The 11,138-nt window shown below is 75.0% G+C and carries 6 protein-coding genes; 5 read left to right on the top strand and 1 reads right to left on the bottom strand.

Annotated features, from left to right (window positions below; translation table 11 throughout):
• Nucleotides 1–3,239, top strand: a 3,239-nt coding sequence (locus ACFV6I_RS32015; protein WP_380429090.1) for a S8 family serine peptidase, incomplete at its 5' end; no start/stop codon positions are given.
• 139 nt (nt 3,240–3,378) lie between these two features.
• Here ACFV6I_RS32015 and ACFV6I_RS32010 read toward each other — a convergent pair.
• Nucleotides 3,379–5,862 (bottom strand): YfhO family protein, encoded by a 2,484-nt coding sequence (locus ACFV6I_RS32010; protein WP_380429088.1) that lies wholly within the window; start codon nt 5,860–5,862, stop codon nt 3,379–3,381.
• 163 nt (nt 5,863–6,025) lie between these two features.
• Here ACFV6I_RS32010 and ACFV6I_RS32005 point away from each other — a divergent pair, with 163 nt between their 5' ends.
• The 4 genes from ACFV6I_RS32005 to cimA all read left to right on the top strand — a co-directional run bounded on the left by ACFV6I_RS32005 (nt 6,026) and on the right by cimA (nt 11,028).
• Entirely contained in the window at nt 6,026–6,589 is a 564-nt protein-coding gene (locus tag ACFV6I_RS32005; protein WP_380380431.1) for a Uma2 family endonuclease, read from the top strand.
• 59 nt (nt 6,590–6,648) lie between these two features.
• Nucleotides 6,649–7,686, top strand: a complete 1,038-nt coding sequence (locus ACFV6I_RS32000) for a 3-isopropylmalate dehydrogenase (protein WP_063347723.1) — start codon at nt 6,649–6,651, stop codon at nt 7,684–7,686.
• A 246-nt stretch (nt 7,687–7,932) separates the two neighbouring features.
• The gene (locus ACFV6I_RS31995; protein WP_063347722.1) at nt 7,933–9,045 is read left to right on the top strand and encodes a branched-chain amino acid aminotransferase; all 1,113 of its coding nucleotides are present in this window, start codon (nt 7,933–7,935) and stop codon (nt 9,043–9,045) included.
• A 378-nt stretch (nt 9,046–9,423) separates the two neighbouring features.
• Nucleotides 9,424–11,028: a citramalate synthase gene (gene cimA, locus ACFV6I_RS31990; protein WP_363378769.1), complete on the top strand. Its 1,605-nt coding sequence runs from the start codon at nt 9,424–9,426 to the stop codon at nt 11,026–11,028.
• Nucleotides 11,029–11,138: the final 110 nt, after the last annotated feature.

The following is an 11,138-nucleotide window of genomic DNA, read 5'->3' as shown; positions in this document are numbered from 1 at the left end:
GCGCCCCCCCCCCCCCCCGCGCGCGCCCCCCCCCCCCCCCCCGCGCCCCCCCCCCCCCCGGCCCCGCGCCGGCCGCCCCCGCCTGGCGGCGCGCCGCCGACGGGGCCCGGCGGGCCCAGCGCTCCCCGGAGGCCGCCCGCCGGGAGGCCGCCGACGCCGGCGCCGCCCAGCGCGCCAAGGCCGGCGAAGCCCTCGACCGGCTCGCCGCGGCCGTCCACCGGGCGGCGCCCACCGCCGGCGAGCTCTACCGCACCCGCACCCTGCTCACCGGCCTCGCCGTCAACGCGCCCGCCGACCGGCTGCCCGCCCTGCGCGCGCTGCCCGGCGTCCGGGCCGTCCACCCGATCGTCCGCAAACAGCGGGACAACGCCTACTCCGTCCCGCTGATCGGCGCCCCGCAGGTCTGGGCCGGCGCGACCGGCGACGGCAACACCGGCCAGGGGGTGCGGATCGGCATCATCGACAGCGGTATCGACTACACCCACGCCGACTTCGGCGGCCCCGGCACCGAGGCCGCCTTCCGCTCCGTCGAACGCGGCAAGCCGGCCCCGCCCGAGCTGTTCCCCAACGCCAAGGTGATCGGCGGCAAGGACCTGGTCGGCGACGACTACAACCCCGACCCGTCCTCCCCCCACCACCAGCCCGTCCCGCACCCCAGCGACAACCCGATCGACTGCGACCGCAACGGGCACGGCACCCACGTCGCCGGCACCGCCGCCGGCTACGGCGTCACCGCCGACGGCCACCCGTACACCGGCCCCTACCGGCCCGGACTCGACCCCGCCGGGTTCAAGGTCGGCCCCGGCGCCGCCCCCGGCGCCCAGCTGTACGCGATCCGGGTCTTCGGCTGCGACGGCTCCACCGACCGGCTCGCCCAGGCCCTCGACCTCGCCGCCGACCCCAACGGCGACGGTGACCTCGGCGACCGCCTCGACGTCGTCAACCTCTCCCTCGGCAGCCGCTTCGGCAACCCCGACGACACCGACGCCCTCGCCGTCGACCGGCTCGCCGCCCTCGGCACCGTCGTGGTCGCCGCCGCCGGCAACGACGGCGACGTCTACGGCATCGGCGGCAGCCCCGGCACCGCCGCCCGGGCCATCGCCGTCGCCGCCTCCGTCGACTCGCACAGCGACACCGACGGCCTCACCGTGCTCGCCCCCGCCAGCCTGGCCGGCGTCGTCCCGGCCCACTGGAGCGAGCGCTACCAGGGCTGGTCCAGCGCCGACGTCAGCGGCCAACTCGCCCTGCCCGCCGACCAGTCCGACGGCTGCGCCGCCTACAGCGAAGCCGACCGGCAGCGGCTCGCCGGAAAGATCGCCGTCCTCACCTGGCGCACCCGCGACACCGAACGGGCCTGCAACTCCGGCCCCCGCGCCGACCACGCCGCCGACGCCGGTGCGATCGGCGCCCTCTACGCCGCCGACACCGACCACCTCGCCGAGATCTCCGGCAACGACCGAATCCCGGCCGCCCTGCTCGCCCACGCCGACGGCGAACGGCTCCGGCAGGCCGCCGCGGCCGGGCCGGTCGAGATCCGCCTCGCCGCCCCCGGCAACCCGCTGCACGGCTCCGTCTCCCAGGACCAGCCCGCCCGCACCGACACCCTCACCGACTTCTCCTCCCGCGGCATCGGCGTCCCCGGCATCGTCAAACCCGACCTCGCCGCCCCCGGCGAGACCATCTGGTCCGCCCTCGTCGGCAGCGGCAGCGGCGGCCAGCGCGAGGACGGCACCTCGATGGCCACCCCGCACATCACCGGCCTCGCCGCCCTCGTCCGCGCCGCCCACCCCGACTGGCCGGTCGAACAGCTCAAGGCCGCGCTCATGAACACCGCCGTCGACACCTGGCTCGGCGACGACCACGGCGGACCGGTCTACGGCCCCGAGCGCACCGGCGCCGGCCGCGCCCAGGTCGACCGGGCCGTCCACACCCCCGTCGTCGCCTACGCGGCCGGCGACGGAGCGGCCGAAGGCAGCGTCGGCGTCTCCTACGGGCCGGTCGAGATCGCCGGGCCGACCGCCCTCGGCCGCGACATCGAGGTGCGCAACCACGCGGACCGGCCGCTGAGCTACCGCACCGGCTACGCGGCCGCCACCGAACTGCCCGGCGCCACCTTCGAGGTGACGCCGGACCAGGTCGACGTCCCGGCCGGCGGCACCGCGCGGGTGCACGTCACCCTCGCCGTCCCCGGGGAACTGGGCCGCGCCCCCGACCCCACCATCGACACCCTGCAGAACGGCAAGGCCCGCAGCTACCGCGCCGAACTCTCCGGCCGCGTCCTGCTCACCCCCGTCACCGACCCGGCCCTGCCCCAACTGCGCGTCCCCGTCCTCGCCGCCCCGCGCCCGGCCACCGACCTCACCGCCACCGCCGCCGCCCGCACCACCCGGGACGGCACCGTCCTGATGCTCGGCGGCAGCGCCGCCCCCGGCAACCGGCCCGGACTCGTCACCGCCCTCACCCTCGGCGGCGAAGGCACCCGCTGGGCCGACTGCCCGCCCGACAGCGAAGCCGCCGTCGGGCCCGGGGCCGGCATCCGGCCCGACGACGACGCCGAGCCGGCCGACCCCCCGCAGGACGTCTGCGTCCAGCACCCCGGCGACCGGGCCGCCAACCTGCGGGTCGTCGGTGCCGCCACCGGCTCCGACCTGCTCTACGTGGGCGCCCAGCTCTGGGCCCCGGCCGCCACCCCGGTCGGGCTCTACGGCGTCCGGGTCTCCCTGGACACCGACGGCGACGGCACCACCGACGTCATCCTCGAAGCAGACCGGCTGCGCAACAGCGACGTCCTCGTCTCCCGCGCCCTGGACGCCCGAACCGGCGCCGAACTCGACGTCCAGCCGCTCAACGGCCACTGGGGCGACACCGACACCGCCCTGCTGGACGGCGACGCCGTCGTCCTCCCCGTCCGGCTGAGCGCCCTCCCGGGCGTCCGGGAAGGCCACAGCACCATCCACTACGGCGTCTGGACCAGCACCGTCGCCCCCGGCACACCCGACCCGGCCGAGTCCTACTCCGCCATCGGCCTGCGCGGCACCCGCCCCGTCCTGGCCCTCGACGTCCTGCACCCCGCCGTCGACATCCGCGCCGGCCTCGGCGGCCCCGCGGCCCTCGCCACCCCGGTCCGGCCCGGCACCGTCCTCGACATCCGCCGCACCCCCGGCGACACCTCCCGCCTGCTCCTGCTCCACCACCTCAACCCCGCCGCCCACCGGAGCCAGGTGATCAGCCTCCCCTGACCGCACCCGTCCGAGGGGCGGCCCGCCGACCTGGCGGGCCGCCCCTCGCGCGTTGTGCCGCGCCTCGGTGGCGCGGGCCCACTTGCGGTGCCACCGGCGGTCGGCAGTGCCCGGCCCGGCCGCCTCAGGCCCGGCCGCCTCAGCCTCGGTCGGCGGCCTGGGCGGCGAGCCGGCGGGTGCGGCGGGGGGCGCGGGTCGGGCGGCGGGAGAAGCGGGTGAAGACGGCGACCAGGGCGAGGGCGGCGGCGGTGGCGGAGCAGACGGTGAGGCCCTCGGTGAGACCGGGCGGGCGGAAGGAACAGGCGATGCGGTCGGCGCCGGCACCGAGCGGTACGCCGATCATGCCCAGGACGGGCGTCGGCGGGACGTACCGGCCGCCGCCCGCCGCGCAGGTCCAGCCCTCGGCGGCCGGGACGGACAGCAGCGCGGTGCCGGTGGAGCCGGCCGGGAGGGTCGCGGCGAGGGTGTGCCCGCCGGCCGCCACGCCGGTCGCGCCGGTGGCGGTGAGACGGGCGACGGCGGCGTCCAGGGCGCCGGGCCGCAGGCAGCCGATCGGACGGGCCGGGACCTGGCCGACCGTGTCGGAGCGCAGGGTCACCCGGACCGTCCCGTCGGCGGGGACCGGCCCCAGCCGGTGGATCGCGACGGCCGTGGTGGGCTGTTCGCCGTCGCTGCGGTAGGTGGTGCCGAGGCCGCTGACCGTGCCCCGGTACCAGACGCCGTGGAAGTAGGCCGTGCCGCCGGGGGTGCAGGCCGCGGTGAGGACGGTGCCCTCGGCGCCGCCGGGCAGCGACCAGCCGCTGGTGCCGTGCAGGGTGGGCGCCGGGCCGCCGGCCGGGACGGGCAGCGGGGCCTCGTACACCCGGCTGCCGAGCAGTGACTCCTGCCGGGACCAGACCGAGGAGGTGTCCGGCCGGGCGCCGGGCGGCAGCACGGTGACCAGCGGCGGTGCGGCGGCCCGTCCGGGGGTGAAGCCGGCCGGGGGCGGCCCGTCGTCGAGGTGGGCCCGGACGGCGAACAGGGCCTGCCCGACCGGGTCGGTGACGCTGGCGGTCTGCCGCCCGCCCGCCGTCCAGCCCGCGCCGAGGTCGTGCAGCAGCAGGGCGGCGACGGTCGGCAGGTAGCCGCTGAAGTAGCCGCCGCCCTGGCCGTCGAGCAGCAGCGGATCGTTGGTGGTGAAGGCGTGCGGGCCGGGGTCGCTGCGGCCCCGGGGCCAGTCGGCGCCGTCGCGCACCGCCGCGTACCCGGCCCGGACGGCGGCGGGGGAGGCGGGGTCGGCCGGGGCGGCGGCGAGCGCCGCGTACCCGGACCAGACGGCGTTTCCGAGTACCGCGCCGGCCAGCACCCAGGTCGCCAGGGCGGTGGCCCGGCGGTCGGTGTGCCGACGGTCGAGGGTCCAGAGCGCGGCGAGCAGGACGACCCCGCCGACGGCCAGCAGCGTCCAGGTGGAGGCGCGGACCGAGTGCCGGCCCGCCGCCAGCGCGGCGATCACCGCGACCACGGCGGCGCCGCCCAGCAGGGTGAGCCGGTCCGGCCGGTGCGCCAGCGACACCCAGCCGGCCAGCACCAGCAGGCCGCTGAGCACGAACGCGACCCGGTACGGCCCACCGGCCGGGATCGCCAGACCGTGCCAGACCAGCACGGTCGGGGTCCAGACGAAGCTGAGCACCACCAGCACCAGCGCCCCGCACCAGACCGCCCGCTCCCGTACCCGCACCCGCCGGTTGAACGGCAACCCGCACACCAGCAGCAGCCCCAGCAGGCCGATCGCGACGTCCGGCAGCGGCCGCCCGCCGTGGGTGGCGGGCAGCAACTGCGAGAGGTGCCCGCCGAGCCCGGACGGGCCGAGCGGCTGCACCGGGGACTCCGGCTGGGCGCCGTGCGCGGCCCGGACGGCGACGAACAGCACGGGCGAGGCGAGCAGGACGCCGGTGGTGGCCATGGTGAAGGCCCGCCCGGTGACCCGGACCCGGTGGCGCAACGGCCGCGGGGTGGCGAACAGGCGGACGGCCAGCAGCAGCCCGGCCATCAGGGTGGCCAGCGCGGCGGTGTACAGGTTGCCGGCCCAGGCGAGGGTGACGCACAGCGAGCCGGCCACCCAGCGCCGCTCGCGCAGGCACCAGTCGGCGGCCAGGCCGAGCAACGGCAGCGAGACCAGGCCCCAGAGCCACATCGGCGCCGCCCCGCCGACGTCGAGCACCCAGGCGCAGAGCCCGTACCCGACGGCGGCGAGCGCCCGCAGCCAGTGCGGGCCGGCGTGCAGCCGGCCGAGCAGGTGGGCCATCAGGGCGGTGCCGAGGCCGATGGTGGCGAGGGTGACCAGGAGCAGCGCGAGCCGGCCCTGGTCGCGGGGGAGGAGGGCGGTCGGCCAGGAGAACGGGTTCATCAGGTAGGCGAAGAAGTCGGCGAGGAACGGGACGCCGTAGCCGCTGTTCCAGTTGAACAGGAGGTCTCCGGCGGCCCGCCCGTGCAGCAGGTCCCACAGGTGGGCGTGGTACGGCAGGGCGGCCTCGCCCGCCCCCGTCGGCCACACCCCGCGCAGCCCCACCGCGAGCGCGTACCCGCCCGCCGCCAGCCCGGCCGCACTCCCGCAGACCAGCACCTCCCGCCGCCGCACGCCCATCTGCTGCTCGACCCCGTTTCCGCGAGGGATTGCCGGACCCCGCCACCCTAAGCGCGCCCCCCGCGCGGATCAGGCCCCCCGCGCTCCCTCGAAGGGGTGGCGTCCGAGGAGGCTTTGCCGAGTAGCCTGAGAGAGCCGCCAGGATGCCCGTATGGGAGGAACCATGAGCATCGCGCCGTACCCCGACTGGATTCGGCCCCCTGCTGGTGGCTACACCGCAGAGGACCTCGACCGGCTGCCTGATCTCCCGCCGCACACAGAGCTGATCGACGGGAGCCTGATCTTCGTGAGTCCGCAGACGAAGTTCCACGTGCGGGCGAAGCGCCTGCTGGAACGAGGGCTGGAGAGCGCGGTTCCTGAGGGCTGGGAGGTGTGGCCGGAGATGACGGTCACGTTGGACCGGCGAAACCGCCCGGAGCCCGACCTGCTCGTGGTGGATGAGGAGTCGGACACGGGCTACCTCCAGACGGGGTTCTCCGCCGAGCACGTGTTGCTCGCGATCGAGGTCGTCTCGGAGGAATCCCGCGAGCGTGACCGCGAGGTCAAGCCGCGAAAGTACGCGGCCGCCGGTATCCGTCACTTCTGGCGCGTCGAGTGCGACGAGGGTCGTCCGGTGGTGCACGTCTACGAGCTGGACCCGGCGACCAGGTCCTACGGACTGGCCGGGATCCACCACAAGCAGTTGAAGGTCGATCGGCCGTTCCCCGTCGAGATCGACCTGACCTGACCCGTCCGGATGGTGGACGCCGGGTGTCAGCCCCTGGGACGCCGGAGTAGGGTCCGAGCATGTCTCGCACGATTCGTCTCGCAGTTGTCCCGGGTGACGGCATCGGCCAGGAAGTGGTGGCCGAAGGTCTCAAGGTCCTGGGTGCCGTGCTTCCCGCCGAGGTGAAGCTGGAGACCACCGAGTACGACCTCGGCGCCCGGCGCTACCACCGGACCGGGGAGACCCTGCCGGACAGCGTGCTGGCCGAGCTGAAGTCGCACGACGCGATCCTGCTGGGCGCCATCGGCGACCCGAGCGTGCCGTCGGGCGTGCTGGAGCGGGGGCTGCTGCTGAAGCTGCGGTTCGCCTTCGACCACCACATCAACCTGCGTCCGGGCCGCCTGTTCCCCGGGGTGAAGTCCCCGCTGGCCGGTGAGCCGACCATCGACTTCGTGGTGGTCCGCGAGGGCACCGAGGGCCCGTACGTCGGCAACGGCGGCTCGCTGCGCACCGGGACGCCGCAGGAGGTGGCCACCGAGGTCAGCCTGAACACCGCGTTCGGCATCGAGCGCGTGGTGCGCGACGCCTACCGCCGGGCCCAGGCGCGTCCGCGCAAGAAGCTGACGCTGGTGCACAAGAACAACGTGCTGGTGCACGCCGGGCACCTGTGGTCGCGGATCTTCGCGGAGGTCGGCCGGGAGTTCCCGGAGGTCACCACCGACTACCTGCACGTCGACGCGGCGACGATCTTCTTCGTCACCCAGCCGGAGCGCTTCGACGTCATCGTCACCGACAACCTGTTCGGCGACATCCTGACCGACCTGGCCGCCGCCGTCACCGGCGGGATCGGCCTGGCCGCGAGCGGCAACATCAACCCGGGCGGCGAGTTCCCGTCGATGTTCGAGCCGGTGCACGGTTCGGCGCCGGACATCGCGGGCCAGGGCAAGGCCGACCCGACGGCCACCGTGCTGTCGGTCGCCATGCTGCTGGAGCACCTGGGCTTCGCCGCCGAGGCCGCCCGGGTGGAGGCCGCCGTCGCGGCGGACCTGGCCGAGCGCACCGGCACCCGCAGCACCTCCGCGGTCGGCGACGCGCTGGTCACCCGAGTAGCCGGCTGACGGGCCGGATCCGCTTGACGGACTCCGGCCCACGGGCCGGGGCCGACAACGGTCGCGGCCCGGCGGGCCGCACCACATAACCGCAGCTTGCAGCTCCCCAAGGAGCGGGCAGCTGTTCGGCACGGCCCTCTGGATGCGAGTATCGACAGTGGGTCGTGCCGTTGTGCGTTCGTTCCGGTGCTGGTTGGCCGCGGCGGGCACCCGGCGGTGGCGGCCCGGACCTACCCCACGGTGAAGGAAACAGCCATGAGCACGCCCACCCAGGCGCCCATCACGTTCGACCTCAAGCCTTCCGCCCACCCGCTGCCCACCGCGGAGCGCGAGGCCCGGCTGATCAACCCCGGCTTCGGCCGGGTCTTCACCGACCACATGGTCACCATCCGTTGGACCGAGGGCGTGGGCTGGCACGACGCGCAGCTGGCGCCGTACGCGCCGCTGGAGGTCGACCCGGCGAACATGACCCTGCACTACGGCCAGTCGATCTTCGAGGGCCTCAAGGCCTACCGCCAGGCCGACGGATCCATCGCGACCTTCCGTCCGGAGGCCAACGCGGCCCGCTTCCAGGCCTCGGCCCGCCGGCTGGCGATGCCGGAGCTGCCGGTGGAGACCTTCGTCGAGGCCGTCGAGCTGCTGGTCCAGCAGGACCAGGGGTGGGTGCCGAACGAGCCCGAGCAGAGCCTGTACCTGCGTCCGTTCATGTTCGCCACCGAGGTCGGTCTGGGTGTCCGCCCGGCCAACTCCTACCTGTTCATGATCATCGCCTCGCCGGCCGGCGCCTACTTCCCGGGCGGCGTCAAGCCGGTCTCGGTGTGGCTGTCCAAGGAGTACGTCCGGGCCGCTCCCGGCGGCACCGGCGCCGCCAAGTGCGCCGGCAACTACGCCGCTTCGCTGATCGCCCAGGCCCAGGCCGCCGAGAAGGGCTGCGACCAGGTCGTCTGGCTCGACGCCGCCGAGCACCGGTGGATCGAGGAGATGGGCGGCATGAACCTGTACTTCGTCTTCGGCGAGGGCAAGGACGCGAAGATCGTCACCCCCGAGCTGTCCGGCGCCCTGCTGCCCGGCATCACCCGCGACTCGCTGCTCCAGCTCGCCGCCGACCTCGGCTACGCCGTCGAGGAGCGGAAGATCTCCACCGACGAGTGGCAGCAGGCCAACGCGGACGGCACCCTCACCGAGGTGTTCGCCTGCGGCACCGCCGCGGTCATCACCCCGGTCGGCTCGGTCAAGTCGGCCGCCGCCGACTGGACGGTCGGCGCCGGCGAGCCCGGCCCGACCACCATGGAGCTGCGCCGGGCCCTGCTGGCCATCCAGGGCGGCCAGACCCCCGACACCCACGGCTGGCTGCACAAGATCGTCTGAGGCGGCACCCGCTCCGGCCTGCCCTGTTCCGCATCGCGAGACGGGCGGGCCGGATGCCGGGACGTGTGCCAGACTGCGAGCGTGTCCTCGCTGTCGCTGATGATTAGCAGCAGGCGCGCCGGTCCGCAGTGACCGCTCCCGCAGGACCCGATGCGGAGCGACCACCAGCGTCCAGACCCGCGCGCAGACCTCTCGCACCCGCGAGGGGTTTTTTCGTTTTTCGGGCACCGCCCCGATGAACACAGCCTCCGGACCGGCCGAGAGCCCCCACAAGGGGCTCGGGGACACCGGAGCCGCGCGCGGGATGCTGGACAGTGGAGCCGGGACTCGCAATCCGGCAGAGCAGTACGAACCTCCCCGAACGGAGAACCAGGGGTCATGACCGAGGTCAGCCGTACCGACGACAGTTTCCACGTGTTCGACACCACCCTGCGCGACGGTGCGCAGCGGGAGGGCATCAACCTGACGGTGGCGGACAAGCTGGCCATCGCGCGGTACCTGGACGAGTTCGGGGTGGGCTTCATCGAGGGCGGCTGGCCGGGGGCCAACCCGCGCGACACCGAGTTCTTCGCCCGGGCCGCCGCCGAACTGGACCTCCGGCACGCCCGGCTGGTCGCCTTCGGCGCCACCCGCCGGGCCGGCGGCAAGGCCGCGGAGGACCCGCAGCTGGCCGCGCTGGTCGCCTCGGGCGCCCCGGTCGTCACCCTCGTCGCCAAGGCGCACGACCGGCACGTGGAGCTGGCGCTGCGCACCACCCTCGACGAGAACCTGGAGATGGTCCGGGACAGCGTCGAGTTCCTGCGCGCGCAGGGTCGGCGGGTGTTCATCGACTGCGAGCACTTCTTCGACGGCTACCGGGCGAACCGCGAGTACGCGCTGGCCGTGGTCCGCACCGCGCACCAGGCGGGCGCGGACGTGGTGGTGCTGTGCGACACCAACGGCGGGATGCTGCCGGCCGGCGTGCGGGAGACCGTCGCCGACGTCCTCGCCGTCACCGGTGCCCGGCTGGGCATCCACGCCCAGGACGACACCGGCTGCGCGGTGGCCAACACGCTGGCCGCGGTGGACGCCGGCGCCACCCACGTCCAGTGCACCGCCAACGGCTACGGCGAGCGGGTCGGCAACGCCAACCTGTTCCCGGTGGTCGGCGCGCTGGAGATCAAGTACGACCGGCGGGTGCTCCCCGAGGGGCGGCTCGCCGAGATGACCAGGCTGTCGCACGCGATCGCCGAGGTGGTCAACCTGACCCCCTCCACCCACCAGCCGTACGTCGGCTACTCGGCCTTCGCGCACAAGGCGGGCCTGCACGCCTCCGCGATCAAGGTCGACCCTGACCTGTACCAGCACATCGACCCGGAGCGGGTCGGCAACACCATGCGGATGCTGGTCTCCGACATGGCGGGCCGCGCCTCGGTCGAGCTCAAGGGCAAGGAGCTCGGCTACGACCTGTCCAGCGACCGGGACCTGGCCGGCCGGGTGGTGGCCAAGGTGAAGGAGCAGGAGAACCTCGGCTACACCTACGAGTCCGCCGACGCCTCCTTCGAGCTGCTGCTGCGCGACGAGGTGCGCGGCGGCCGGGAGCGCTTCTACACCCTGGAGTCCTGGCGGACCATCAGCGAGCAGGGCCCGAACGGGTTCACCGGCAACGAGGCGACGGTGAAGCTGTGGGCGAAGGGGGAGCGCCGGATCGCCACCGGCGAGGGCAACGGCCCGGTGAACGCGCTGGACCAGGCGCTGCGCACCGCGCTGGAGGGGATCTACCCGCCGCTGGCCCGGTTCGAGCTGGTGGACTACAAGGTCCGCATCCTGGAGGGCCAGCACGGCACCGGCTCCAAGACCCGGGTGCTGATCGAGTCCACCGACGGCACGTCCACCTGGTCGACCGTCGGGGTGGCCGACAACGTGGTGGCCGCCTCCTGGCTGGCGTTGGAGGACGCCTACACCTACGGGCTGATCCGGGCCGGCCTGGAGCCCACCGACTAGACCGCCGAGTAGCTCACCGGGCAGCCCGCCGGGCGACCCGCCGCGGGCGCCCGGCCCCCGGCCCACCACCCATCTGCCCCGGCGCGGGGGGCGGCGCCCGGGGGGGGGGG

The sequence above is a fragment of the Kitasatospora sp. NPDC059803 genome, assembly GCF_042732255.1.
In the GTDB taxonomy this organism is placed as follows: Bacteria; Actinomycetota; Actinomycetes; order Streptomycetales; family Streptomycetaceae; genus Kitasatospora.
The sequence above is the reverse complement of the archived record's forward strand: the minus strand, read 5'-3'. Positions and strand labels throughout refer to the sequence as shown.